This window comes from Longivirga aurantiaca, from assembly GCF_042660085.1.
Lineage (GTDB): Bacteria > Actinomycetota > Actinomycetes > S36-B12 > CAIYMF01 > Longivirga > Longivirga aurantiaca.
Window position 1 is genome coordinate 423,809 of sequence record NZ_JBHSTI010000002.1, and the last position, 25,038, is coordinate 448,846.

The 25,038-nt window shown below is 71.2% G+C and carries 27 protein-coding genes; 15 read left to right on the top strand and 12 right to left on the bottom strand.

Features of this window, described 5'->3' with window-relative positions; translation table 11 throughout:
- Position 1: 1 nt before the first annotated feature.
- Together ACFQGU_RS02255 and ACFQGU_RS02260 are read right to left on the bottom strand one after the other, a co-directional pair.
- Positions 2-1,762, bottom strand: coding sequence for a potassium channel family protein (locus tag ACFQGU_RS02255; RefSeq protein ID WP_386763722.1), 1,761 nt, complete (start codon positions 1,760-1,762; stop codon positions 2-4).
- A gap of 8 nt (positions 1,763-1,770) precedes the next feature.
- The gene (locus tag ACFQGU_RS02260; RefSeq protein ID WP_386763723.1) at positions 1,771-2,157 is read right to left on the bottom strand and encodes a DUF6394 family protein; all 387 of its coding nucleotides are present in this window, start codon (positions 2,155-2,157) and stop codon (positions 1,771-1,773) included.
- A gap of 354 nt (positions 2,158-2,511) precedes the next feature.
- On the opposite strand from ACFQGU_RS02260, the gene ACFQGU_RS02265 reads away from it, so the two are divergent.
- Entirely contained in the window at positions 2,512-3,045 is a 534-nt protein-coding gene (locus ACFQGU_RS02265) for an HAD family hydrolase (RefSeq protein WP_386763724.1), read from the top strand.
- A 4-nt stretch (positions 3,046-3,049) separates the two neighbouring features.
- On the opposite strand, the gene ACFQGU_RS02270 is transcribed toward ACFQGU_RS02265, so the two are convergent.
- Complete coding sequence (locus ACFQGU_RS02270; RefSeq protein ID WP_386763725.1) at positions 3,050-3,679, bottom strand: AMIN-like domain-containing (lipo)protein; 630 nt, start codon at positions 3,677-3,679, stop codon at positions 3,050-3,052.
- 126 nt (positions 3,680-3,805) lie between these two features.
- Here ACFQGU_RS02270 and ACFQGU_RS02275 point away from each other — a divergent pair, with 126 nt between their 5' ends.
- Positions 3,806-4,366, top strand: coding sequence for an RNA polymerase sigma factor (locus ACFQGU_RS02275; protein ID WP_386763726.1), 561 nt, complete (start codon positions 3,806-3,808; stop codon positions 4,364-4,366).
- 62 nt (positions 4,367-4,428) lie between these two features.
- The gene (locus ACFQGU_RS02280; RefSeq protein ID WP_386763727.1) at positions 4,429-5,214 is read left to right on the top strand and encodes a hypothetical protein; all 786 of its coding nucleotides are present in this window, start codon (positions 4,429-4,431) and stop codon (positions 5,212-5,214) included.
- A gap of 13 nt (positions 5,215-5,227) precedes the next feature.
- Here the strand turns inward: ACFQGU_RS02280 and ACFQGU_RS02285 are convergent, their stop codons facing one another.
- Genes ACFQGU_RS02285 through ACFQGU_RS02300 form a run of 4 tightly spaced genes read right to left on the bottom strand, consistent with a single transcriptional unit; the run spans position 5,228 to position 8,326 of the window.
- Entirely contained in the window at positions 5,228-5,704 is a 477-nt protein-coding gene (locus ACFQGU_RS02285) for an aminoacyl-tRNA deacylase (RefSeq protein WP_386763728.1), read from the bottom strand.
- 26 nt (positions 5,705-5,730) lie between these two features.
- Entirely contained in the window at positions 5,731-6,723 is a 993-nt protein-coding gene (locus ACFQGU_RS02290; RefSeq protein WP_386763729.1) for a DUF389 domain-containing protein, read from the bottom strand.
- A 46-nt stretch (positions 6,724-6,769) separates the two neighbouring features.
- A complete protein-coding gene (locus ACFQGU_RS02295; protein WP_386763730.1) occupies positions 6,770-7,678 on the bottom strand; it encodes a 3-methyladenine DNA glycosylase in 909 nt (302 codons plus the stop codon).
- A gap of 21 nt (positions 7,679-7,699) precedes the next feature.
- Positions 7,700-8,326: a TetR/AcrR family transcriptional regulator gene (locus ACFQGU_RS02300; protein ID WP_386763731.1), complete on the bottom strand. Its 627-nt coding sequence runs from the start codon at positions 8,324-8,326 to the stop codon at positions 7,700-7,702.
- 194 nt (positions 8,327-8,520) lie between these two features.
- Here ACFQGU_RS02300 and ACFQGU_RS02305 point away from each other — a divergent pair, with 194 nt between their 5' ends.
- Together ACFQGU_RS02305 and ACFQGU_RS02310 are read left to right on the top strand one after the other, a co-directional pair.
- A complete protein-coding gene (locus ACFQGU_RS02305; protein WP_386763732.1) occupies positions 8,521-9,702 on the top strand; it encodes an ABC transporter substrate-binding protein in 1,182 nt (393 codons plus the stop codon).
- A gap of 21 nt (positions 9,703-9,723) precedes the next feature.
- Entirely contained in the window at positions 9,724-9,909 is a 186-nt protein-coding gene (locus ACFQGU_RS02310) for a hypothetical protein (protein WP_386763733.1), read from the top strand.
- A 38-nt stretch (positions 9,910-9,947) separates the two neighbouring features.
- On the opposite strand, the gene mscL is transcribed toward ACFQGU_RS02310, so the two are convergent.
- From mscL to arsM, 4 genes are all read right to left on the bottom strand, one after another.
- Positions 9,948-10,325 (bottom strand): large conductance mechanosensitive channel protein MscL, encoded by a 378-nt coding sequence (gene mscL, locus ACFQGU_RS02315; protein WP_386763734.1) that lies wholly within the window; start codon positions 10,323-10,325, stop codon positions 9,948-9,950.
- 78 nt (positions 10,326-10,403) lie between these two features.
- Entirely contained in the window at positions 10,404-11,093 is a 690-nt protein-coding gene (gene cpaB, locus ACFQGU_RS02320) for a Flp pilus assembly protein CpaB (protein WP_386763735.1), read from the bottom strand.
- Positions 11,094-11,165: 72 nt separating this feature from the next.
- Positions 11,166-11,489: an FmdB family zinc ribbon protein gene (locus ACFQGU_RS02325; RefSeq protein ID WP_386763736.1), complete on the bottom strand. Its 324-nt coding sequence runs from the start codon at positions 11,487-11,489 to the stop codon at positions 11,166-11,168.
- Positions 11,490-11,817: 328 nt separating this feature from the next.
- The gene (arsM, locus tag ACFQGU_RS02330) at positions 11,818-12,663 is read right to left on the bottom strand and encodes an arsenite methyltransferase (RefSeq protein ID WP_386763737.1); all 846 of its coding nucleotides are present in this window, start codon (positions 12,661-12,663) and stop codon (positions 11,818-11,820) included.
- Positions 12,664-13,101: 438 nt separating this feature from the next.
- Here arsM and ACFQGU_RS02335 point away from each other — a divergent pair, with 438 nt between their 5' ends.
- From ACFQGU_RS02335 to ACFQGU_RS02350, 4 genes are all read left to right on the top strand, one after another.
- Positions 13,102-13,941, top strand: a complete 840-nt coding sequence (locus ACFQGU_RS02335) for a DeoR/GlpR family DNA-binding transcription regulator (RefSeq protein ID WP_386763738.1) — start codon at positions 13,102-13,104, stop codon at positions 13,939-13,941.
- A gap of 124 nt (positions 13,942-14,065) precedes the next feature.
- Positions 14,066-15,415, top strand: a complete 1,350-nt coding sequence (locus tag ACFQGU_RS02340; RefSeq protein WP_386763739.1) for an ABC transporter substrate-binding protein — start codon at positions 14,066-14,068, stop codon at positions 15,413-15,415.
- 192 nt (positions 15,416-15,607) lie between these two features.
- The gene (locus ACFQGU_RS02345) at positions 15,608-17,272 is read left to right on the top strand and encodes a carbohydrate ABC transporter permease (RefSeq protein ID WP_386763740.1); all 1,665 of its coding nucleotides are present in this window, start codon (positions 15,608-15,610) and stop codon (positions 17,270-17,272) included.
- A complete protein-coding gene (locus ACFQGU_RS02350) occupies positions 17,272-18,492 on the top strand; it encodes a carbohydrate ABC transporter permease (protein WP_386763741.1) in 1,221 nt (406 codons plus the stop codon). Before ACFQGU_RS02345 ends, ACFQGU_RS02350 begins: the two co-directional genes overlap by 1 nt.
- An 87-nt stretch (positions 18,493-18,579) precedes the next feature.
- Here ACFQGU_RS02350 and ACFQGU_RS02355 read toward each other — a convergent pair whose 3' ends face one another.
- On the bottom strand, positions 18,580-18,726 hold the full coding sequence (locus ACFQGU_RS02355; protein WP_386763742.1) for a hypothetical protein: 147 nt from the start codon (positions 18,724-18,726) through the stop codon (positions 18,580-18,582).
- A 376-nt stretch (positions 18,727-19,102) separates the two neighbouring features.
- Between ACFQGU_RS02355 and ACFQGU_RS02360 the strand changes: the two genes are divergently transcribed.
- Genes ACFQGU_RS02360 through ACFQGU_RS02385 form a run of 6 tightly spaced genes read left to right on the top strand, consistent with a single transcriptional unit; the run spans position 19,103 to position 25,032 of the window.
- Positions 19,103-20,017, top strand: coding sequence for an ATP-binding cassette domain-containing protein (locus ACFQGU_RS02360; protein ID WP_386763743.1), 915 nt, complete (start codon positions 19,103-19,105; stop codon positions 20,015-20,017).
- Positions 20,014-20,784 carry an ABC transporter permease gene (locus ACFQGU_RS02365; RefSeq protein ID WP_386763744.1) on the top strand — a complete coding sequence of 257 codons (771 nt, stop codon included), beginning with the start codon at positions 20,014-20,016 and terminating at the stop codon, positions 20,782-20,784. Before ACFQGU_RS02360 ends, ACFQGU_RS02365 begins: the two co-directional genes overlap by 4 nt.
- 31 nt (positions 20,785-20,815) lie before the next feature.
- A complete protein-coding gene (locus tag ACFQGU_RS02370; RefSeq protein WP_386763745.1) occupies positions 20,816-21,289 on the top strand; it encodes a fluoride efflux transporter FluC in 474 nt (157 codons plus the stop codon).
- Positions 21,286-21,678 (top strand): fluoride efflux transporter FluC, encoded by a 393-nt coding sequence (locus tag ACFQGU_RS02375; RefSeq protein ID WP_386763746.1) that lies wholly within the window; start codon positions 21,286-21,288, stop codon positions 21,676-21,678. The genes ACFQGU_RS02370 and ACFQGU_RS02375 overlap by 4 nt, the downstream gene beginning before the upstream one ends.
- Positions 21,679-21,704: 26 nt before the next feature.
- Positions 21,705-24,254 carry a penicillin acylase family protein gene (locus tag ACFQGU_RS02380; protein WP_386763747.1) on the top strand — a complete coding sequence of 850 codons (2,550 nt, stop codon included), beginning with the start codon at positions 21,705-21,707 and terminating at the stop codon, positions 24,252-24,254.
- Between the two features lie 13 nt (positions 24,255-24,267).
- Positions 24,268-25,032 (top strand): GNAT family N-acetyltransferase, encoded by a 765-nt coding sequence (locus tag ACFQGU_RS02385; protein ID WP_386763748.1) that lies wholly within the window; start codon positions 24,268-24,270, stop codon positions 25,030-25,032.
- The last annotated feature ends 6 nt before the right edge of the window (positions 25,033-25,038 follow it).

A 25,038-nucleotide genomic window follows, 5' to 3' on the forward strand; every position in this document is an offset into this window, starting at 1 on the left:
GTCAGTCCTTCTCCCTGGTGAGCGCCCGCCAGACCCAGCTCGAGGCTGCCGGCTCGTCGGACAAGCAGTAAGCCGCCGACGCGTCGACCAGCAGCGTCGACTCCATCGACCGCCTCGCGGCGGGCCTGCCGGCCAGCAATAGCCGGTCGCCGGCATGCAACCGGTGGTCGTCGGGTGGGGCAAGCGTGGTCCCGAGGTAGCTGTCGACCATGAGGCAGACCACGTCGAGCGTCGTGTCGCGGTCGAGCGGGTCGCGCAGTAGATCGCCGAGCAGCACGTGGTGGTGCGCCATCCGACGTTCCACGGCAGGTGCCTCGGTGGCGTTCACGGCGACCTCCCACAGCTCCGGGGAACCGAAGCCGCAGCGCTCGAGCAGCCGGTCCAGCAGCGCGGACGCCCAGGCCTGGCCGAGGTGCGCCGTCGACTCCAGGAAGTGCCACAGCATCGGAGCCCCGATGTGGGCGAGCGCCTCCTGAGCCACCACGGTCGTGGGGACGAGCAGCAGGTCGATGCGCATCGCCTCGAACAGCTCGGTGTTCGACGGCTGGTTCTGCCGGGCCACGACGTACATCGTCGGGTTGGACTTACGGGCGGCTGCCACGAGCGAGAGGTTCGTGATGTCGTTGTCCGTACCGGCGACGAATCCGACGGCGCGGCCGATGCCGGCGCGCTCGAGGATGTCTCGGCTCGTTCCGTCTCCGACGATGACGTCGTCGGCGCCCTCGGGGTCGTCGGTGAGTCCGGTGCCGGCGTCGATCACCATGACCTCGAGCTCCTGGCGGCGCAGGTCGCGGGTCATCTCACGTCCGAAACGGCCGTAGCCGTAGATGATCCAGAGGCCCGGCTCGACGGTCGCGTGCGCCTCGGGCAGCGGAGCGCCGGGGGCGCGGGTGAGCCAGTTCGACAGCTGCTCCGAGGCGGGGGCGCGCAGAGCGACGGTGAAGTGGTCGCCGAACCTGTCGAACGGGTCGATCACCGTGGGGTTGCCGAAGGCCCGCATGCGCGCCGTGATCGCCGACGACGAGCTCCGCGCGATCACCGGCAGGTCCGGCCGCAGCACCGTCGCGGCCATCGTGATCGCGAGGTTCGCCTCGTCGTCGTCGGTCAGCGCCAGGACCCCTGCGCAGCTGGGGTGCTTGAGGCCGGCCTGCACCAGCATCTGGGGATTGCGCGCGTCGGCCACGATGGCCGGTACGTCGGATCCGTACGACCCGAGGTCGAGGTCGTCGACCGCCTCCTCGCGGTGGTCGACCACGACGAACCGGCGGCCCAGCTCATCGAGCCAGGTGCCGAGCAGCTCACCGGTCTGCCCGTGGCCGGCCATCAACCAGAAGGGCTCGCGCATCCGGGTGACCGCTCGACGGAACCTCTGCGCGGCGATGGCCTGCTTGAACGGGCGGGCCTGGAGCAGGGACAGCAGCGAACCGATCGCGTACGCCCACCCCACGACCGTGAGGTAGATCGACAGGGTCACCCACATCCGCTGCGCGTCGTTGAAGGGCTGCGGGATCTCGCCGTACCCGATCGTGGTGGCCGTGTAGCTCATGAAGTAGAACGCGTCGAAGAAGCCCATCCGCCATGGGCCGTCCTCGGACGTCCCCGGTATCAGCGTCAACCCGAGGACGCTGATGGAGAAGATCGTGATGAGGACGATGAACGGGGTCCGCATCCGGCGAAGGACGAGGAACATCGCCTCGGACGACTGGGGTCCGACGGCCTCGCGCACGCGTGCGTTGCTCGGAGCCTGTTCCAGCCACGACATGGCCCGGCCTACCGACGTCGGTAGGAGACGGTCTCGACGACGAGCAGCACGACCGAGACCAGGTTGGCCAGCAGGGCGCCTGCGGAGAGCGAGACGACGCTCGCCATCGCCTCGGGGGTGATGCCCTCGGGGCTTACGTTGTTGGCGTAGACCAGGACGACGGCTGCCGCGATGAGCTGGAGGTCGGCGACCAGGCTCGTCGCGAGGTGGACCGCACCGATCTGGGTGCGGTCGCCGAACTTGAGCACGGTGGCGATCAAGTTGACGATCACCGCGGCGAAGAGCTCGTACCGGTTGTGCACCGACGGGTCGTCGATGTCCCCGATGAAGAAGCCGAAGTTGAGCGTCGCGGCGAGGAGCACGAAGAACCCGAAGATCACTTTCTCGAGGTTCACAGTCACTCCTCCGGCCTGCGTGGTTCCCGTTGCCCCGATGCTAGGGACACGGAGGGCGGTCGTCGGTGCGCCTCGCCGCCCGGGCTCTACCGTCGGCCTGCTTCTGCTCGGCCGGATGGCGCAGGGCTGCGACCGGCCCCCCGAGTCGACCCTCGCCACGGTGGCCTGGCTCGAGGCGCACGTCCACGTCGACCCCGCGCTGGCTGCCCGGGTCCGATCACTCTCGGCATGAGGTGGCCGAAGGGCTAGCCTCCCGCCATGGCCGGCGCCCTCCTCCTCGACCTCGACCGCACCCTCGTCAACGTCCAGCTGTTCACCGACTACGACGCAGCCTGAGCCGACGTCGTGCAGCTCGTGGGCGAGCATCCCGTCGACCTCGGTCTCGACACCGGATGGACGTCGGCGACGCGTGCCTGCATGGCGATCCTCGGCGACCTCCCCGCCGGCGAGCTCTGGACCGCGGTCGACCGCGCCATCGCGGTGCACGAGCATGCGGCAGTCGACCGGTCGGTCACCATGCCCGGGGCCACGCAGTTCGTCGAGGTCACTGCCGACCGACCGACCGCCGTCGTCACGCTGCTGCCGCCCGACGTCGCGGCCGCGGTGCTCGCGAGGCACGGCATGGCGATCGACGTCGTGGTCGGGCGCGACCCCGTCGTACGGCCCAAGCCCAGCGGTGACGGTCTGCGTACGGCGCTCGAGCTCCTCGGCGAGGACGCCGCGACCGCCGTGATGGTGGGCGACTCGTCGTGGGACGCCGCGGCCGCGCGCGATGCCGGGGTCCGCTTCGTGGGCGTGCACGCGCCGAGGTCCGAGTTCGTGGACGTGGACCCGCAGGCTCCGGTGTGCTCGAGCCTCGCCGACGTCCTCCTGCACGTCTCCCGCTGAGCGGTCAGCCTGCGGTCGCGACGTCCACGACCAGCCGCGGCGGGCCGGACAGCTCGGTCACGACGAACGGCGCCTCGCCGTCGACGCCGAGCACCCAGCTGAGCACCGCCTCGAAGTCGCCGGTGCGCACCGCCTCGGTCACCCGCACGGTGTCGCCCGTGACGCGGTCGGGGCCGGTGTACGTCGGCTCGTCCGGCGCGCCGACGAGGTCCCAGCCCGAGGACGGCTCGAGCCTGATCCAGAGGACCGCGCTCCCCTCCACCTCGACGAGGTCGCCGGACGGGTCGGCGGTGGGCGACCCGGAGATGTACGAGACCTGGTAGCCGGGGACCGCGTCACGGAACTCGAGCACGAACCGGTCGTAGCCGGGATGGCCCGCGAGCCGGACGGAGGTGAGCAGGCCGAACCCGTCGTCGCCCGGCGGCCGCGACACCGGCGTCGTCGCGGCACCCGGAAGCGTCGGCGTCGGCTCGGGGACAGGGGTGGTCGTGCTCACGCTCGGCGACGGCGACGGCGACGGCGACGTCGATCCGCTGGGCCCGGGGGCGGGCGAGCCGCACGACGAGAGGACGAGCGCGAGCGAGAGCGCCGTCGCGGCCTGCGCGGCGGTCCGGAACACCCCGGACGTCCCCACTCCTTCGACGGTACGCCGCTCGACCGGCGGTGTCTCCCGGCCGGTGCTCCCCGGCCCCGCCTGTGGTGTGGTGTGCTGTGATGCCCCGGCAGAGGCCCGGGGTCGGGAACAGGACGGAGCGTCAGGGTGCTCGAGGAGCGCTTCGCGGGGGTGCTGGCGGGAGCCGCAGCCGGCGACGAGCGAGCCTTCGACGCGCTCTACCGCGACCTGCACCCCGCCTTGCTGCGCTACCTCCGCTCGCTGCACTGGGAGCTGGCCGAGGACTCGGCGTCCGAGGCCTGGATCGAGGTCGCGCGCGGTGTCAGCGCGTTCGTCGGGCCCGAGAAGGCCTTCCGCTCGTGGGTGTTCGCCATCGCGCGGCGCAAGCTCATCGACCGCATCCGCTACGAGACCCGCCGGCCCGGTGCCTCCTTCGACGACGTCCCGGACGCCGGCCCATCGGTGCCGGATGTCGCAGAGCTGGTCCTCGAGAAGGACGCGACCACGCACGCTCTCGCCCTCATCCGCACCTTGCCGCGCGATCAGGGCGAGGCCGTGATGCTGCGCGTGGTCGTGGGCATGGACCACGCGGAGATCGCCGAGGTCATGGGACGTACGCCCGGAGCCGTGCGCGTCCTCGTCCACCGGGGGCTGCGACGCCTGGAGCGAGAGCTCACCGAACGTGGACTTCGGAGCGTAACGCCATGAGCACATACGGCGTTCTCCCCCCGGACGGTTCAGGGGATGAGCCGCAGGAGCTGGAGGCTTCGATGGATCTCTCCGAGCTGTTCGGGGCCTTGAGCGCGCCGGGCACCGAGGACGAGCTGGCGCACGCCGACACCGCGGTGGCCGCGATGGTCGCCGCGCACGCGCAGTCCGCCGGGGTCGTCGTCCCGCTCCGCTCGGTCAATCGCCGGCCCGCTCTTGTCGCCGTGGGTTCCGTCCTCGGCGTCATGGGCGCCGTCCTCCTCACGGGCACCGCCGCCGCGGCCTTCTCGGGCGCACTGCCCGAGAACCTGCAGCGGATCGCGCACGAGGTGCTCGGCGCCCCCGCGCCCACGCCCCTCGGCCCGGACTCCAGCTCTGACGGGACCGACGGCACCGAGGGGTCGGCCGACGGGACGTCGTCGCGCGGGCAGTCGGAGTTCACCGACACCCCGAGCAGCAACGGCTCCGGCCCCGCCGCCACGCTCGACGCGAAGGCGCTCCTCGGCCTCTGCATCGCGTTCGCCGACAACGGCCCGGACGACCAGAGCGGCGAGTCGGTCGCCTTCAAGGTGCTCTCGGAGGCCGCCTCGGCCAACGACCAGACGATCGAGGAGTACTGCGCGCCCATCCTCGCCACGAAGTCGCCGGGCAAGCCGACCGCTGCACCCGGCAAGCCCACGTCAAACCCGGGAGCCACCACCAAGCCCACCGCGGCCCCGGGGCGGACCAACGCTGCGACCACTCCGCCCGGGAGCACGCGCAAGCCCACCGCCCAGACCGTGGGCCCGGACGGCCGACCCAGCACTCCGCCCCAGCAGACGCGCGCGCCGAGCACCAGCGGCCGCTGACGCGGCCGCCCGGCTACTCGGGCTCGGTCACGTCCGCCACGACCGCGGCGGTGGCCTCGATGAGCGGCAGCGCCTGCACGGCGATCGCCACCTCGTGCGACCCCGACCCCAGCGTGATCTCGCCGCGCGAGGCCAGGACGACGTCGGCGACGACCGGCCATGCCGTGCTTGATCCGAGCGGGGTGATCGTGCCGCGCACGAACCCGGTCGCCTCGAAGGCCTCCTCGGCCGGCGGCATCGACAGCCGCGAGACGCCGAGCAGGGCGCGCAGCTTCGGCCACGAGATGGAGCGGCCGCCGGGCACCAGCACGAACAGGTAGTCGCCGTCCCCGCGTCGTACGACGAGGGTCTTGACTACGTCCACCACGTCCACGCCTCGCGCGGCGGCGGCCTCGGCCAGCGAGCGCACGGGTGCGGTGTGCACGAGCACCCGGTAGTCGAGGCCGAGCGACTCGAGGGCGGCGAGGACGGACGGCGCGGGGCTGGTCATGCGGCGATCAAACCACCAGGCGCCGGTCAGTCCTCTCGGCGGGCCGAGCGGCGGGCGGCCTCCGCGACGCCCATCGCCCCGCGGTCACGGGTCTGGCGCATCTCGCGGCGCGTCCACCACCACCGCTGGGTGTAGAGCGTGAGGATCCCGGCGACGACGATGGCCGACAGGTTCAGGGCGAGCTGGGCGACCGACCCGGACGCCTCGGCCCACACGCCGAGAGCCACCGCGGCCGCCGCGTTCGCCGCCGCAGGCACGGTGGTGACCGAGATCAGCACTCCGACGAGGGCGCCGGACTTGGTCGTGGTCAGCGAGAGCATCCCCGCGATGCCCGCGAGGAACGCGATGACGAACGAGAGGGCGTCGGGCCGCCAGATGAACGACGTGAGCGGTCGGTCGGCGGTGAGCATCGACGCGTCGGCGAGACCGAGCAGCTCGAGGCCCCAGGTGAACGCGACCGTCACCAGCATCGCGACCGGGAAGCCGACGAGGAGCGCCTTCAGCGACCTGCGCATGACATCCCACCGCTTCTGCACGATCGCCACGCAGATCGCAGCGAGCGGGCCGAACTCAGGGCCCACCACCATCGCGCCCACGATGAGGATCGGGCTGTCGAGCAGCACGCCCACAGCGGCGAGCATCGTGGCCACCGACAGGTAGACGAGGAACGTGATGGTGAGCGAGACCTCCTCGCTCGTGCGGGCCTCGACCTGCTCCCACACGACCGCATCGCCGGGGAGTCCCGGCGCCGCCTCCTCCGCTGCGACAGCCGAGTCCGACAGCACGAGGTCGGGAGTGCTCGCGACGATCGCCCCGTCGTGCTCGATCCCGAGGTCGCGTAGCGACTCGATGACGAGGCTCGCGCCCTCGCGTGCGACGTCGCACTCGATCACGTCGCCGTGGGGCTGGCGCGCCGCACCTGGGTACACCGCCAGGTGCGTCACGGCGGAGTCGCCGGAGAGCAGGCGCACGGCGTCGCGCGAGCGGTCCTCAGGGACGTGCAGGCGGAGGTGGAGCACGGCGACATCCTGCCGCAGCCCTGGCTGGGCGGGCGGCGGGTCGGGGTCAAGCGGTGGCGTCGACCGCGGCCAGCCCCGACGCGAGCGCCCTGGCCAGCCGGCTGCGCAGCGGTGCGCTCAGGTCCATCAGCTCGCGCTGACGACGTACGTACTCCGCACGGCCTTCGGGTGTCTCGACCCGCACCGGCGCGTAGCCGAGCGCAGCAAGGTCGTACGGCGCGGCCTCCATGTCGAGCCGCCGCGCCTCACGGGCCAGCGCGAAGCAGTCGGCGACGAGGTCGCTGCCGACGAGGGCGTCGTACTTCGCAGCCCACTTGTAGAGATCCATCGTCGCGTGCAGGCAGCCCGGCTGGTCGAGGCCGGGCTGCGTCTCGCGCGTGGGCGCGAGCTCGTTCAGCGGGACGGCGTCCGGCGTGAAGAAGCGGAACGCGTCGAAGTGCGTGCAGCGCAGACCGTTGTCGTCGACGACGTCGCGGATCTCGTCGGGCGTGAGCCGCAGCGCCCACGACTCGTGCCGCACCTCCTCCTGCTCGAGGCCGTAGACCATCGCCCACTCGTGCAGCCCGAAGCAGCCGAGCCGCGCCGGGCGGTCTGCGCTCGACCGCACGAGGCCCTCGACCCAGGCGAGGCCGTCGCGTCGGCGCGCGAAGTGCCGCGGATCGACGGTGGCTGCCGGGGCGCCGTCGATCTCGACCGTCGTGTAGGCCGCATCGCTCCCGAGCTCGCCCCCGCCGAGGAGCGCGATGCCGAGCCCGGGGTGCCACCGGCGCAGCTGCCCCGGGCGCGTCGGGTAGTAGGTGAAGAGGAAGTCGTCGACGGGGTGCTTCTCGCCGCGCTGCGCGCGCTCGAGCCTCGGCGCGGTCCAGGAGTCGACCCGCTCGGCGTGAGCGGCGGCACGCGCACGCCAGTCGTCCTCGGCGAGCGGCACGAGGCGCGGGTCGGCGGACACGGTCACGACGCCATTGTCCGCCACGGGTCAGGCGTCGAGGCGCTCGCGGGGGAGGTGGACCTCCTCGGCCGCGGCGTCGAGCCAGAGCCCCACCATCCGGTCCTCGGTGACCGACGGGTCCCCGAGCGACACCTGCACAGCCAGGCCGTCGAGCACGGCGACGAGCCGCACGGCCGAGGCCTCCGGGTCATGGCAGGTGAAGGAGCCCTCGGCGACGCCGTCCTCGATCACACCGCGGATGTGTGCCCGCCAGCGCGCGTCCATGGCCTGGCGCATCTCGCGCGTCCTGTCGTCGCGGAGCGCGCGGACCCAGATCTCCATCCAGAGCACCCAGTTGCCGACGGCCGGCCCGGTGTCCGCACCGATCACGCCCGTCAGCCTCAGCCGTTCCACTGCGTCGGCGCCCGGCGGTACGAGCCTCTCGTAGTCGTCGAAGAAGTCGTCCTCCACCGAACGCACCGCCTCGGCGAGCACGCCGTCCAGCGAGCCGAAGTGGTAGACGATGAGGGCGGGCGAGGTGCCGGCGACGGTGGCGATGTCGGCCACGCGGGTTCCTGCGAAGCCGCGTTCGCCCAGCACCTCGACCGCGGCGGCGAGGATGCGGCGGCGCCGTTCAGCCGGGTCCTTGGCGCCCAGCTCGTCCGTCGTGCTCACCGCTTCGTCCTCCAGGTCGTGGCCGGCGCGGCCCGGGATCGCCCGCGTTCCATCGTCGCACCGTCCGCGTGCGTTGCCGCGCTGCGACGTGCGCGGCGCCCCGGTTGAACGACGTCGCCCGAGCAACGGTTACGGTTGCTCCTCCACTTCGCTGCGTCCTCGAGGAGGGACCGCCGTTGGCGACCAACCGGCCTGTGATCACCCGTCGTTCGATGCTGTCGAGCGGCATCGGGCTCGGGGCCGGCCTGGCTCTCGCCGCGTGCGGCGTCCGCTCCGGCGACACCGCGACCCCGTCCGCCACCACCGGTGGTGCACCCTCGGCGTCGTTCACCGGTGCCGACTCCTCGGACGCCGACCCGCTCGTGCGCTGGTCGAACTGGCCGTACTACATCGACGTCGTCGAACCGGGCGACGAGGGCACGACGACGCTGACGGACTTCACCGCAGCGACGGGCATCGAGGTCGAGTACAGCGAGGACATCAACGACAACGAGGAGTTCTGGGCCAAGAAGTCGCCCATCCTCAAGGAGGGTCGCGGCATCGACCGCGACCTCGCCGTCCTCACCGACGTCACCGCGGCCCGCTTCCTGCGCAACGGCTACATCGAGCCGCTCGACCGCGCCGCGATGCCCAACACCGTCAACGTGATCCCGTCGCTCGCGGACACGGCGTGGGACCCGGGCCGCGGGTTCACCCTGCCGTTCCTCAACGGACTGATCGGCATCGGCTACAACAAGCAGCTCGCGGGCCGTGAGCTGAAGTCGTTCAGCGAGCTGCTCACCGACGAGTTCCGGGGGAAGGTCGCCATCTCCTCGGAGATGGAGGACACCATGGGGTTCTTCCTCATGGCCGACGGCAAGCAGACCGAGAGCTTCACCGACGCCGACTTCGACCAGGCGATCGCCGATCTGCAGGCAGCGTTCGACCGCGGTCAGTTCCGCCGCGTCGCGGGCAACGACTACGGCGCCGACCTCACCAACGGCGACCTCGTGGCCTCCATCGGCTACTCCGGCGACGTGCTGCAGATCCAGCTCGAGAACCCGGACGTGGAGTTCTACATGCCCGAGGAGGGCGGCGGCTTCTACAGCGACGTCTTCTTCATCCCCGCGGGTGCGACGCACCACCGCAACGCGGAGAAGCTCATCGACTACTACTACGACCCCGTGGCGGCAGCGAAGCTCGCGGCCTACGTGCAGTACCTCTCACCGGTGCTGGGGGCGCGCGAGGCGATGGAGAAGGTCGACCCCACGCAGGTCGACAACCCCGCGATCTTCCCGAGCGACGCCGACCTCGCCCAGGCGCACACCTGGCGGGTGCTGACGCCGCAGGAGGAGTCGCGCTACCTCGAGCAGTACCAGGCGGTCGTCCTCGGCTGAGCCGGGTGCGACCATGGGTGCATGACCGAGCCGACGCCCGACCCCACGGCGCAACCGCGGCTCGTGCTCGACGACGTCGACCTCGTGCCCGAGCAGACGAGCGACGACCTCGACGACGGCTGGTCGGCGGGCGCCCCGGCGCCCGGTGACAACGCCGCGGCCCTGCGCCGCTACCTCGACGAGAAACCGCCGCACCACGGGGACTGAGCCCCGCGGTACGGCGGTTCCGGTGGTCGTGCGGTCGGTCAGCCCTGCTGCTTGAGGGAGTCGCGGATCTCGCGCAGGAGCACGATCTCCTCCGCGGTCTCCGCCTCTTCCTCCTTGGCGCTGCGCGCCTTGATCGCGTTGATCGGCACGATCACGAAGAAGTAGATCGCCGCCGCGATGATCACGAAGTTGATGAGCGCCGTGAGCACCAGGCCGATGCTGAACACCGCGCCGTTGATCGTGAACGTGCCGACCTCGTTCAGGCTCGGCTTGCCGAAGATCGCGGCGATCAGCGGGTTGAGCAGCCCGTCCGTGAACGCCTTGATCACTGCGCCGAACGCCGCGCCGATGACGACGGCTACCGCGAGATCGACGACGTTGCCCCGCATGAGGAAGTCGCGGAATCCCTTGACCATGATGTGTCCCTCCACCAGTCCGCCCCGTACGACGAGCGACCCTAGCGAAGGCTGACGGCACGGCGTACCGCCGTCAGGTCATCCGGCACGGAGCACCACGCTCAGTCGCGATCCGACCGCAGCGCGTGCGATGGCGAGGCTCTGCGACGACGTGGTGGCCAGCACGACCGACGACCCGTCGATCGACGCCGGCATCGCGAGGAACCCGCCGTCGGACTCGCCCGCCCCGGTCGCGCTCGTCAGGAGCACCCGCACCCGTGCGGCGACGACCGACGCCTGGCCCGCGGTTCCCGAGGCGGTCGACCCCGACACCGCGGCGATGACGTCCACGACGTCCCCCGGGCGCAGCACCGCGAGCGCGGCGCTGTCGGCGAGGCGCAGCGGCGTCGCGACGACGTCCGGCCCGTACCCGGCGAGCAGGCCCGCGGTGAGGAGGTGCCGGGCGAGGACCGGGTCGCCCGCGAGCAGCGGGACGACGACCTGGCCCCCCAGCAGCGACGACGGGTCGGACGGTGCGTCGTCGGGTCGCGCTGCCACCGGCAGGGCGACGGTGGCGAGGTCGTCGGCGCGAAGGGTCGTGCCGGGCGGGAGGTCGCGGGCGGCGACGAGCACAGGGACGACCTCCGGTGGGGCCGGGCGCAGGATCGAGGTCAGCGACCAGACGAGCAGGCCGACGAGCAGCGCGAGGACCGGGCCACGATGGCGGTGCAGCCGGCGTCGCCACGCGGGTGGGCGGCCGGGGACGGACGGGGCGGGGGAAGGACGCACCCGGCGACGGTAGGGAGGCCAGGGGCGAGCCCGCCGGGCTCGTCCACAGGCGCCGGCGCGCCTGCGCCCGGATCAGGCTGCGGACCCCGAGGTGCCGCCGGAGGTGGATCCCGTCGACGGGGTCGCCGGGGTCGACGGCGCAGCGGGGGCGGGCGAGGAGGAGCCGGAGTCCGACGTGCCGCTCGTGGAGCCGCCCGCCGGGACGGTCGAGGACGAGCCCGAGCGGCTGTCGGTGCGGTAGAAGCCCGAGCCCTTGAACACGATGCCGACGGCGTTGTAGAGCTTGCGCAGCGGGCCGCCGCACGCAGGGCACTCGGTGAGGGCGTCGTCGGTGAACTTCTGCACGACCTCCAGCGGCTCGCCACAGGCGGTGCACGAGTACTGGTAGGTGGGCACGGTGCTCTCCTCGGGCCGGGCTCGCGGGACGGGTCGTCCCGCGATGTCGCGCGACGCCTGCCGGGCCGTTGGCACTCGCAGGCGTCGAGTGCCAATGATGCCAAATCCCGCGGGGGTTGACCACTCGCCTCCGGGCCTCGGTCGGTTGCCAGGTCGCGAACCGATTGTGCCGTGGGGGCCTGAGCGGGGGCGCCATTCGGCTTTCCGCCAGCCCCAGCGGGCGGCGCGAAGCACGGCAGCGTGAGAGGTGGGCGCACAGGATCGGAGATGGCGGTCCGCGTGAGTGCGGACCCCCGACGAGCACAGGTCCGGGTGCTGGGCAGCCGGCTCAGGTCGGGCGCGTGGCCCGGATGAACGCGCTCATGGCGACCCCGTCGAGCTCGTCCCGGGCCCGCGTACGGATCTCAGCGTCGGGCTGGTCAGAGCGCCAGCCCCCGGCCATGGACTCGAGATCGGCGCCGGTGTAGATGCGGACCGGTTCGATGTCCACGTCGACGAACCCGGCGGAGACCAGCCCTGCGCGCATGTCCTCCTCGAGCATCGCGCCGGAGATGCAGCTGACCCACAGGTCCATCAGGGCGGCGTCCTCGGCCGAGAGCGGTCGGCGGAGCACGACGTCGGAGATCGCCAGGCGCCCGCCTGGGCGGAGCACGCGGAACGCCTCGCGCAGTACCGCAGGCTTGTCGGGGGACAGGTTCACGACGCAGTTGGAGATGATCACGTCGACCGATTCGTCGGGGAGCGGGATGTCCTCGATCGTGCCGGTGAGGAACTCGGCGTTGGACACGCCGGACACGGCCTGGTTGTGCACGGCGAGCTCGTGCATCTCGGGGGTCATGTCCAGGCCATAGGCCTTGCCGGTCGGTCCGACTCGGCGCGCTGAGAGCAGCACGTCGATGCCTCCGCCGGAGCCGAGGTCGAGGACGACCTCGCCGGGGCTGAGCTCGGCGAGCGCGGTGGGGTTGCCGCAGCCGAGGGAGGCGAGCACGGCGGCTTCGGGGAGCTCGGAGCGTTCGCTCACGTCGTAGAGGGCGGCGCCGAACGGGGCGGTGGCCGGGGTGCTGTCGCAGCAGGTGGACGTGGTTGCGCAGCCGCAGGACTGCGACTGCTCGGCGGCGCGGCCGTAGTGCTCGCGGACGGCGGCCCGGACCTCGTCGGCGGTGGGGGTATTCATGGGTCCTCCTGGCAGTCGTGCACTGATCGCCCGGGCGTGGTCACGGGTGCCGTGGTCCGCTTCCGACGCTACCCGCGGCGCTGCCGGGTGGCGCGTCCGCGGCGCAGCGGCGGGGACGGCGTGGGTCAGGCGGGGGTCGGGGCGAGCAGGGCGCTGAGTGCGGCTTCACGCTCCTGGCCTGCTCCGACTCGTTCGGGCCGCGCACCCGCGGAGTCGAGACGCTGCGTCCGGATGCAGAGTCCTGCTCACCTGGCGTCATCGGGACGCTGCCTGACACCCGTGCGTGGCTCCCGTGGGTCGCAGCCACGGTGACCTTCGATGTCCTGCCGCTCGAGGGCGCTCGACCGCAGCACAGCGTTGTCTCGTCTTCATAACGGTTCGTTACGGACTTCTTTCGAACCTCTTGCAAAAGGATCGAAAACAAGTGAAGGTCGGCATGTGACCCCGACCACGTCCGCCGCCCTCAGCGCCGTCCCGGCGCGCGAGGAGCAGGGCGTGCCCGCCGAGCTGCGGCAGGCCCGCACTGCTGCGCTGGTGGAGAACGAGGGCTTCCTGCGCGTCACCGACCTCGCCGACCGCTTCGGTGTCTCGACCGTCACCGTCCGCTCGGACCTCACAGCGCTGGAGTCCGCGGGCCTCGTGCGCCGCGTGCGCGGGGGAGCGGTCGCGAGCGGCGCGGGCGTCGCCGAGCAGCCGCTCGAGACCGCGGCCGCCGTCGCGGCCCGGCAGAAGTCGGCCATCGGCCAGCGCTGCGCCGCGATGGTGTCGCACGGCGACGTCGTCCTCCTCGACGTCGGGTCGACCACCACCGCGATCGCCGCGGCGCTGCGCGACCGCCCCGATCTGAGCGACGTCACCGTGGTGACCAACGCCCTCAACATCGCGCTGCTGCTCGAGCCCGCAGCCGTCGCCGGGCGCATCTCGATCATCGTCGCCGGCGGCACGGTGCGCCCGCTGCAGCACTCGCTCGTGAACCCCTACGCCACGCTCCTGCTCGAGCGGCTGTCCGCGCACCTCGCGTTCATCGGCTGCAACGGCGTGGACGTGCGCGGGGGCGTCACCAACCGCAACGTCGCCGAGGGCGAGATCAAGCGCGCGATGGTCGCAGCCACACGCCGCTCGGTCGTCGTCGCCGACGGCACCAAGCTCGGCGAGGTCGAGGTGGCGCGCGTGTGCGACCTCGCCGACGTCGATCACCTCGTCACCGACGCTGGGGCGGACCCCGACGTGGTGGCGAACATCCGATCCGCCGGGCTGTCGGTAGACGTCGTCGGATGACCGGGGGCGGCGCCGCTCGTGAGCAGCCGCCCCACCTGCACCACACCCACGTGCCGCCCGGCACGCGGGGGGAGACGTCGGCCGCGTGCGGACGACGACACGGAAAGTACAACGAGGAGTGCGCATGCGGATTCGCAAGTCACTGGTGATCCTGCCGCTCGGTACGGCGCTGCTTCTGAGCGCCTGCGCGAGCACGAGCAACGACGGCGGTTCGAGCGGCAGCGCGTCGCCGACCGCATCGGCCAGCGAGTCGGTCGCAGCCGTCGACCTGCGTTGGCGCACCCGGCCTGACAACCAGGCCGAGGCCGACGTCTACAAGGGCATCTCGGACGCCATCACCGCCAAGGGTGTCGGGCTCAACCTGACCTACGAGGCCGGCAACTCCGAGGGCTCGCCCTACCAGGACAAGCTCAAGACCGAGCTCGGCGCGGGCACCGCCCCCGACGTGTTCTGGATCCCCGGCACCGACATCGCGGACTTCGCGAAGGCCGGCCTGATCCTCAACTTCGCCGACGAGGCGGCCACGGCCGGTCTCAACCCGACCGACTTCTACGAGGGCCCGATCGCCTCGCTGACGGTCGACCCGGCGTCGGGCCAGCCCGCCGATGGCTTCCTCTGGGGCATCCCGCGCGACGTCTCGACGTTCGCGCTGTACCTCAACCTCGACCTCATCGACAAGGCTGGGGCCGAGAACCCGATCGAGCTCGCGAAGAACGGCGAGTGGACCTGGGACAAGTTCGCCGAGGTCGCGGACAAGATCACCGCTGACGGCGGCAAGGGCGTCAAGGGCTTCGCCGCCAACTCGTGGTGGGCCAACTACGGCTACTTCATCAACTCGGCCGGTGGCTCGTTCTTCAGCGAGGACCGCACGAAGTGCAACCTCGACTCGGCCGAGTCGGTCGCGGGCATGAAGTTCTTCAAGGACCTCTACGACTCCGGCAGCACCGTCAAGTTCGGTGAGGACGGCGAGCCCCCCTTCAAGGGCGGCACGGTCGGCATGTTCATGAACGGTCGCTGGGCCACCCCCGGCAGCCGTGAGATCAAGGACTTCAACTGGGACGTCGCGCCGCTGCCCACGGGCGCTGCTCCCGGCAAGAACTGGCAGTTCTGGGGCGCGTACGTGATCAACGCGAAGACCGCCAACCCCGCGGCAGCGGTGAAGCTCGTCCAGGAGCTCACCTCGGCCGAGGTCCAGGGCCAGATCTCCGAGCTCGGCGCGAACATCCCGTCCCGCAAGGGTGACGACGTGATCGCCAAGTTCCTCACCTTCACGCCGCCCACCAACAACCAGGCGTTCGTCGACGGGATCACCAACGACCCGGTCGCCGAGGGCCCGCTCTGGAAGGGCAACTGGCCCGCGTTCGACAAGGCCAGCAACGACAAGATCAACGCGCTCATGAACGGCCAGATCACGATCGACGAGTACGCCTCGTCGGTGTGCAAGGCCACCGTGGACGCGGGCGCCTTCGAGTAGCACCCGCACGACCGGCTCGCGGGGGCGGGTCACCCGACCCGCCCCCGCGACGCCGCGCACGTCCACCGTCCCAGCGCCCCTCGTCGCCCGGGACCGGAACGCCCCGTTCGAGGGTGTGCCGACGGCGCCTCCCGGCGCCCCAGGCCCCTCCACCTCGCGCACCCGTACGCACCCACGACTCAGGGACGTCCCATGAGCACAGCCGCACCTCCCGCGGTGGACACCACCACCGCGGTACCCGAGCCACCGGTGGAGCCCAGCGGCTTCGCGGTGCGACTCCGTCTCGTCCAGGCCTGGCACCTGCTGCTCGCCCTCGGGTGCGCCTTCATCCTGCTCAACATCGCCAACGGCGCCTGGAAGCTCGAGTCGCTGCCCCGCAGCGCCGTCGCTGCCATCGGCGTCCTCGGCCTGGTGGGCAACCTGCTCGCGGTGCTGCTCATCGCCCGCGGCCGCCATGTCGCCCGGGGCGTCTCCTTCACCCTCCTGTACGCCACGATCCTCGGCGCGGTGGCTCTCCTGGCGGAGGTGCTCGGCCTCTACGAGGGCCTCGACCTGTTCGCTGGAGCGTTCCAGGCCGCCTTCTGGCAGCTCGTCATCGTCGGCGTCGGCATCGCGTGGTGGGTCATCGCCCGCCGGATCGAGAAGCGGGTGGGCGAAGGCACCGCTGCTGCCGCCGCCGCGATGTGGCTCGGCCGTCTCGGCCTGCTCGCCGCAGCCGTGGGAGCGGTGTGGTGGCTCATCGTCATCGACATCCCGGCCGGCATCACGTTCATCCTCGACAACGCCAAGGCCTCGCCGGTGCAGGCGACCGCCTACCTCCTGGTCACCGTCGGCAGCATCCTCGCCGCCCGGATCATGTGGTCGCAGGAGGCGGCGCTGCACTTCAGCGCCACTGCCAAGCAGGCGGACCGCATGGTCGGCTGGCTCTACCTCTCGCCGAACCTCGTCGGCTTCCTGGCGTTCTTCGCCTTCCCGCTCGCGTTCTCGCTCGTGATCTCGTTCTTCCGCTGGGACGGGCTCACGTCCCCGACGTTCATCGGGCTCGAGAACTATGCGACGACCGTCACGGACCCGCTGTTCCACAAGTCGCTCACGAACATCTTCTGGTTCATGATCCTGGCGGTCCCGCTCTCGGTCGTGAGCGCTCTGATCCTCGCGGTGCTCATCCACACGAACTACCCGGGCGTGAAGCTCTTCCGCGCGGTCTTCTTCGTGCCCAGCGTCGCCGGCGTCATCGGCGTCACGCTGATCTGGAAGCGGCTCTTCAACGCGCAGAGCGGCACGATCAACTGGGTGCTCGGCACCTGGGGCCAGTGGGTCAACAGCGTCCTTCCGGGCGACCCGCTCCCTGAACAGGTCGAGATCGGCTGGCTGTCCGACCCGTCGGCGCCGTTCGGCCTCCCGGACTACTGGTGGATGCCCTCCATCGCGCTGATCACCGTCGTGATCGTCTTCTCGTGGGCCCAGTTCGGCTTCAACACCGTGCTCTTCTCCGCGGGCCTGCAGTCGATCAGCAAGGAGCTCTACGAGGCCGCCGAGCTCGACGGCGCGAACGCGTGGCAGCGCTTCCGCAACGTGACGCTCCCGTCGCTTCGGTCCACGACGTTCTTCGTGACCGCCACGACCGTGATCCTCTGTCTGCAGCTGTTCGACATCGTCTACGCGCTGAACCAGCCGAACCCGGTGGGCTTCCCGAACAACGCGACGCTCACACCGGTCGTGTACCTGTACCAGCTCGGCTTCCAGCAGAACGCGTTCGGACTGGCGTCCGCGGTGGCCTGGGTGCTGTTCATCTTCATCTTCATCTTCACGCTGGCCCAGTTCCGCCGTCAGCGCGCAGAAGTGGAGGGCTCCTGATGTCCGGTACGTCGACCCGGCGCAAGGCGCGGGGCTTCAAGGAGAAGTCGGCGCGGGGATCTGTCTATCTGATCCTCGGCGTCGCGGGCCTCATCGTCCTCATCCCGTTCCTGCTGGCATTCCTCGGCTCGTTCAAGACCGCGGAGGACATCAACACCTATCCGCCGCGACTCCTGCCGTACCAGCCGACCACGACCCAGATCGACGGCGTGGAGTACCCCGTCTTCACGGTGACCGTGGGCGACACCTCGCAGGAGCTGGCCCAGGTCGCGGGCGGCAAGAGCGCCAACGAGTACCGAAGCGTGGCGACGAACGAGACGGTCGTGTTCACGACCGAGGAGAACGTCACGCCGACCGGTCAGACCGTCGAGGTCGGCGGCGAGACCCGCGAGGTCTTCACGTACACGCCCCCGGGCGGTGAGCCGGTCGAGGTCTACTTCGAGCGCACCCGCATCGTGAACGAGTACGTCGACCCCGCGAACCCGAACGCACCACCGGTCTACGCGCCGTCCACCAACGCCGTTCCCGCGGAGAGCGTGCAGTGGCGGACCGAGAACTACACCGAGGTGCTCGAGCTCAGCTCGCTCGATCGCGCACTGACCAACACGGTCCTCATCACGATCCTCGTCGTGGTCGGCCAGGTGCTCACGAGCATCATGGGCGGCTACGCGTTCGCCCGGATCAAGTTCGCGGGCCGCGACAAGCTGTTCCTGTTCTACCTCGGATCGATCATGATCCCGTTCGTCGTCCTGCTGATCCCGCTCTACCGCCTCATGGTGACGATCGGCTGGGTGAACGACCTCGTGAGCCTCGTGATCCCGTTCGTGTTCACGGCGTACGGCACGTTCTTGATGCGCCAGTTCTTCGTCGGGATCCCGAAGGAGCTCGAGGAGGCGGCGGTCATCGACGGCGCCTCGCGATGGCGCATCCTGTGGCAGATCTTCGTGCCGCTGTCGATCCCGGCCATCGCGACGCTGTCGACGTTCTCGTTCCTCTATGCGTGGAACTCGTTCATCTGGCCGCTGATCATCCTCGACAGCGGAAACCTCGACAACAACGTGCTGGCGGTCGCCCTGTCGACCCTCGGCGGCCGAGCGGCGGACAACGCCAACCTCGTCCTCGCCGGCGTGATGATCGCGATGCTCCCGCCGATCACGGTGTTCCTGCTGGCGCAGCGCTCCTTCGTCGAGAACGTCGCGAGCAGCGGCCTCAAGGGCTGAGCGGTCCGGACGCGACGACGCCCCGCGCAGAGGTTCGCGCGAGGCGTCGGGGTCACGGGCGCTGGGCCCGCTGCGGCAGGTCCCCGGTCAGGGGACCTGCCGGGAGAAGATCTCGTCGATCTCCTGGCGGTCGGCTTCGCTGATGGCCGCGGCGCGCATCTGATCCCAGAGCGCGATCGTCTCGGCGACGTCCTCCGGAGCCAGGCTCCGGCGCAGGTCGGTGAGGGTTCCCATGTGCGGTCACCTCCTCTCGTCTCGGGGACGCGGCCTCGTGAGCTGCGTCCGTCAGGAGCGCGACCCGGGTTCTCCGGGTCCTGCGCTCTGTCCATGACAACGCTTTCATCGGTCCGTGAACTCCGTGTTCTGACCCCGTGTCAGCGAGGTGAACGTCACCCGTGACGGCCGTCACAGCAGGTCAGGGGCCTGGGCGGGGTGCCGGTGCGGCTCAGGGTCGGTCGGGGGTCGGGCCCTGAGGCCAGGGCCTGCTGCGGGCACCTAGCGTCGGCTGCGGATCGCCCGACCGGCAGGGGACACCTTGCCGGACCGGGCGATCCGCCACGATGGACGAGACGCGCACCGTCGGCACCGGCCGGCGGGAGAGGGGACAGCGATGGCGGTCGAGGCACTCGGCCTGGGCAAGAACTACGGCGCGGTACGGGCCGTGGACGATCTCAGCTTCACGCTCGAGCCAGGGTCGGTGACCGGCTTCCTCGGTCCGAACGGCGCGGGCAAGTCCACGACGATGCGCCTGATGCTCGGGCTCGACTCGGGCGACGGGCAGACACTGTGGGACGGCGGTCGGCTCTCCGAACGGGTCCCCGTCACGCGGACGGTGGGCGCGCACCTCGACGCCCGGTTCTTCCACCCGTCGCGCACCGCTCGCAACCACCTGAGGATGCTCGCGACCGAGGCCTCGGTGCCGACGTCCCGCGTCGACGACGTGCTGCGCCTGGTCGGCCTCGCCGAGGTCGCCGACAAGCGCCCGTCGGGCTTCTCCCTCGGCATGGCGCAGCGGCTCGGCCTCGCCGGCGCGATCCTCGCCGAGCCCGACGTCCTGCTCCTCGACGAGCCGGCGAACGGGCTGGACCCGCAGTCGATCCAGTGGCTGCGCGACTTCCTGCGCGCGTACGCGGCCCAGGGCAAGGTCGTGTTCGTCTCGAGCCACCTGCTCTCGGAGATGCAGCAGATGGCCGAGCACCTGGTGGTCATCGCGAAGGGACGGCTCATCGCGGACGAGTCGCTCGACTCGTTCGTCGCCCGCAGCACGCGCAACGACGTCCTCGTGCGCGTCTCCGACCCGGCTGCCCTTGCCGCTGCCCTCGCAGCCGAAGGCCTGACAGCGGTGCCGGAGGGGGAGGACGGTCTCGCGGTCGCGACATCGGACACCGACCGGATCGGTGAGGCAGCGTTCCGAGCCGGCCTCTCGGTGCGCGAGCTCACGCGGCGCACGGCCAGCCTCGAGGAGGCCTTCCTCGAGCTCACCACGGGCGAGCAGCAGTTCCAGACCGGTGGGGGTGCGGCATGATCGCCGCCCTGCGCTACGAGTGGATGCGCCTCACGACCATCCGCTCCACCAAGCTCGCGCTCGCCTTCGCCCTCGTGATCTCGACCGGGCTGGGCTGGCTCATCGCAGCACCGAGCACGATGTACGACGAGTTCGGCAACGTGGTCGGCGAGGAGGCCGGCGACTGGTACGGCGCCTTCGGCTTCCCGTTGACCCTCACCGCGGTCGTCGCGTCCGTGATCGCGTCTCAGGCGATCGGTCAGGAGTATCGCTTCGGCATCATCCGGCTCACGCTGACGGCATTCCCGCAGCGTGCCCGCATCCTCACGGCGAAGCTCGCCGTGGTGGTGCTGGCCGCGGTGGCCATCGGGCTCCTGTCGTACCTCGGCAGCTACCTCGGCGTCGTCCTCCGTGGATACCCGAGCCCGCCGGATGGCGTCACGCCGGTGGACTCGACGTACTTCCTGCGGGGCATCGTGTTCGTCGTGCTGTGGTCGCTGGCGTCGTTCGCCCTCGCGGGCATCGTGCGCCAGACCGCGGTCGGAATCGCCGTCCCGATCATCAGCGGGCTCATCGTCGAGAACATCCTGCAGTTCGTGCTCTTCGAGCGGGCCGAGTGGCTGGCCAGGATTCTGCCGTGGTCGACCGCGTCGCGTTGGTCGGCGGCCACCGACCCGACAGGCGAGAACGTGCTCGCCGTGGGGTGGGCGGCGCTGGGCATCTTCTCCGTCTGGGTCGTGGCGTTCCTGATCCTCGAGGTTGTGGCGTTCCTGCGCCGCGACGCCTGAGCAGGGCGGCGCCGCTCCCTAGACTCCGCACGTGACCACGGCGACCCGCACGGCCCTCGCGAGGCCGGACGAGGTCGCCGCCGTCGCGCTCGGGGGAGTGCTCGGCGCGCTGGCGCGGTACGCCGTGTCGGTCGCCGTGCCGCACGACGACCCTGCCGCCTGGCCGTGGGCCACCTTCGTGGTCAACCTGCTCGGCTGCCTGCTGCTCGGGATCCTGCTCGACGTGGTCGACGCCCGGCGCAGCGCGTGGGCCGTGACGCAGCCGTCCCGCGCCCGGCTCGCCCGGCCGTTCCTGGCGAGCGGCGTGCTCGGGGGCTTCACGACGTTCTCGACGTTCTCGCTCGAGGCGGTCAGGCTGGCGGGCGAGGGCCGTCCCGCGACCGCGGCGGCGTACGCCGGGTCGAGCGTGGTGCTCGGGGTGCTCGCCGTGCTGGTGGGTCGCCGGATGGGTGCGGCCGTGGCCGGCCCCGCCCCGGTCGACCTGCGGGAGGACGAGGACCTGTGACGCCGCTGGCCCTCCTCCTCGTCGCACTGGGTTCTGCTGTCGGCGCCCCGGTGCGCTTCCTCGTCGAGCGCCGTCTGGCCGGGGCCTACCCGTGGGGGACGTTCGTCGTGAACGTCGCAGGCTCGGCGCTTCTCGGCGTGGTGGTGGCAGCGGCCGGCACGTCAGGCTCGACGCCCGTGGTGGCGCTGGTGGGCATCGGCTTCTGCGGCGCGCTCACCACCTTCGGCGGCTACGCGGCCCAGGTGCTCGACCTCGCGGTGGCACCGGGCAGCGTCCCCGGGGGCCAGCGGCTGGTCCGCTCGCTGGTCTACGCCGCGCTCTCGGTGGCCGGGTGCGTGGCGGTGGCGGCGATCTCATACGTCACGGTCGTGTCGCTGACCTCCGGTTAGCACCCGTTCACCTCTACCCTGCCACCGTGCGCAGACTCGGCAAGGTCCTCGGGATCATCGGCATCGTCCTGCTCGTGCTCGTCGTCGCCGCGGCGACCTTCGGGGCCTGGACGGTGCGGCGGTCCTTCCCCCAGGTGTCGGGAGAGCTCGCGCTCAAGGGGCTGAAGTCCGAGGTGACGGTGCTGCGCGACGAGCGCGGCATCCCGCAGATCTACGCGGCGTCGGCCGAGGACCTCATGTTCGCGCAAGGCTACGTGCACGCCCAGGACCGCTTCTGGGAGATGGACTTCCGCCGCCACATCACGGCGGGCCGGCTCTCGGAGCTGTTCGGCAAGAGCCAGGTCGAGACCGACACCTACCTGCGCACCCTCGGGTGGCGCAGGGTCGCCGAGCGCGAGCTCGCCCTGCTCTCGCCCGAGACGCGCCGCAACCTCGACTCCTACTCCGCCGGCGTCAACGCGTGGCTGGCGGACCACTCCGGTGCGACGGCCTCGCTGGAGTACGCCGTGCTCGGGCTGCAGAACTCCGGCTACGTGATCGAGCCCTGGAGCCCGGTCGACTCCATCGCCTGGCTCAAGGCGATGGCCTGGGACCTGCGCGGCAACATGCAGGAGGAGATCAGCCGCTCGATCATCAGCGCGACGGTGGGCGAGAAGCGGACCGCACAGCTGTTCCCGCCGTACCCCTACCTCCAGCACCGCCCGATCGTGACCCAGGGCGCGGTCGTCGACGGCGTCTGGGACCAGAACGCTCCCCGCGACATCGCCACCGCCGCGGGACTCGCGCCCGCAGTGCCGCCGGACGCCGTGGACGTGCTCCGGGCGACGGGTGCGGCATCCGAGGCCATCACCGACATGCTCGGCCCGGACGGCCCCGGCATCGGCTCGAACTCGTGGGTGATCAGCGGCGAGAAGACCGAGACGGGCCTGCCGCTGCTCGCCAACGACCCCCACCTCGGCCCGATGATGCCGAGCATCTGGTACCAGATCGGGCTGCACTGCACGACGGTGTCGGCCGAGTGCCCGTACGACATGGCGGGCTACAGCTTCTCCGGCCTCCCCGGCATCGTCATCGGTCACAACCAGACCGTCGGCTGGGGCTTCACCAACCTCGGGCCGGACGTGACCGACCTCTACCTCGAGAAGGTCGAGGGCGACACCTACCTCGTCGGCAACGAGCGCAAGCAGATGACCACCCGCCAGGAGACGATCAAGGTGGCCGGCGGTGACGACGTGGTCATCACCGTCCGCGAGACCGAGCACGGCCCGCTGCTCTCGGACGCGTCCGAGGAGCTGCGCACGGTCGGCGCCGATGCACCCGCCGGGATCGTCGCGCCGCCGAAGGGCGACGGGTACGCCGTCGCGCTGCGCTGGACGGCGCTCGAGCCCGGGCGCACGGCCGACGCGATCGACCGGCTCAACCGCGCCCAGACGTGGGAGGACTTCCGATCCGCCGCCTCGATCTTCGAGGTGCCCGCGCAGAACCTCATCTTCGCCTCGGTCGACGGCACGATCGGCTACCAGACGCCGGGCAAGATCCCGATCCGGTCGGGCTACGACGGCAAGTACCCCGCGCACGGCTGGGACCCGAAGCAGACCTGGACGGGCTACATCCCGTTCGAGGCGCTGCCGAACGTCAAGAACCCGGACGACGGCTGGGTGGTCACCGCCAACCAGGCGTCGGTGTACGAGTCGTACCCGTTCTTCCTCACCGACGACTGGTCGTACGGCGCGCGCAGCCAGCGCATCGTCGACCTCGTGAAGCTCGCGACGTCCGACGGCCAGAAGATGACCGCCGACCGCATGCGCGAGATCCAGTTCGACGCGTGGAACGAGAACGCGGCGTTCCTCGTGCCCAAGATCAAGGCGCTGAACGTCGAGGGCGTGGACGGCGTGGCGCTGCTGAACGACTGGGACTTCACGCAGCCCGCGGACTCCGCGCCGGCGGCGTACTTCAACGTGTTCTGGAAGAACCTGCTCACCGACGTCTTCATGGACGAGCTCCCGGAGGACGAGATCATCGGCGGCGGCGACCGCTGGTTCACCGCGGTGCGCGACCTCTGGGACAGCCCGGACGACGCGTGGTGGGACGACACGCGGACGCCGGACGTGCAGGAGTCGCGCGACGACGCCGTGCGCACGGCGCTGCAGGAGGCGCAGACCGAGCTCGCAGGGCTGCAGGGCGGCGACCCGCAGGGCTGGCGCTGGGGGGCGCTGCACACGCTGCTCGTGGAGAACCAGACCTTCGGCACGAGCGGCATCACGCCCATCGAGATGCTGTTCAACCGCGGTCCGGTCGAGACCTCCGGCGGCGAGTCGATCGTGAACGCGACCGGCTGGACGCTGCCGGAGTACACGGTCGACTGGGTGCCGTCGATGCGGATGGTGCTCGACATGTCGGATCTCGACCGGTCGACCTGGGTCAACCTCACGGGTGCCAGTGGTCACGCCTACCACCCGAACTACGTCGACCAGCTCGACGCCTGGGCCGCCGGCGACACCTTCCCCTTCCCCTTCACCAAGCCCGCCGTGGAAGCCGCAGCGACCGACACTCTCACCCTCACCCCCGCCGGCTGACCGGACCCGGGGCGTGGACGACGAGGTCCTGGCTCGGGTCGACGCGTTCCTCGACGCCACGGTGCGCGACTCGACCGACCGCGTCGACGTCGGGCCGATGCGCGTGCTGCTGAGCCGCCGGCCGTGGCCGTACTACGCGCGCCCGCGCGCCGAGCTCGACCTGTCGGCGCCGGCCGCCGTGACGGGGGAGGACGTCGCGGCGGCGGCCGCGCTGCTCGAGCAGAACGGCGCGCCGGTCGCGTTCGAGTGGGTGCGCGAGCGCGTGCCGTCGATGGACGCCGCGGTGACGGCGTACGGATTGGCGGTCGAGGCCGCGCCGCTGCTGGTGCGTCGAGCCGAGCCGCTGACCGCGGCCCCGTCCCCCGGAGTCTCGGTGCGCCTCCTCGCCGCGGACGACGAGCTCGTGCCCGCCGCCTCGCAGGTGGTGGCGACGGCGTTCGGCTCGCCGTACGTCGAGGAGCACGACCACATCCGCAGCCGCATCGAGCGCGGTCTCAACGTGACCGCGGTGGCGCAGGCGGCGGACGGGTCGGTGGTGGGGGTGGCCACGCTGCAGCCGATCGACAGCACCGCGGAGATCGTCGGTGTGGCGGTGCTGCCCGAGCACCGGCGCCGCGGCATCGGTGCCGCCCTCGTCCGCGTGCTCGTCACGGAGGCGTCCGCCCTCGGTGTCGGCACCGTGCTCCTCTCGGCGGCGCCGGACGCGCTCGCGCTGTACGAGTCGCTCGGTTTCGCCGTGGTCGGCACGCTCGCGAGCGCGCCGCCCGACCCGCACTGAGGCTCG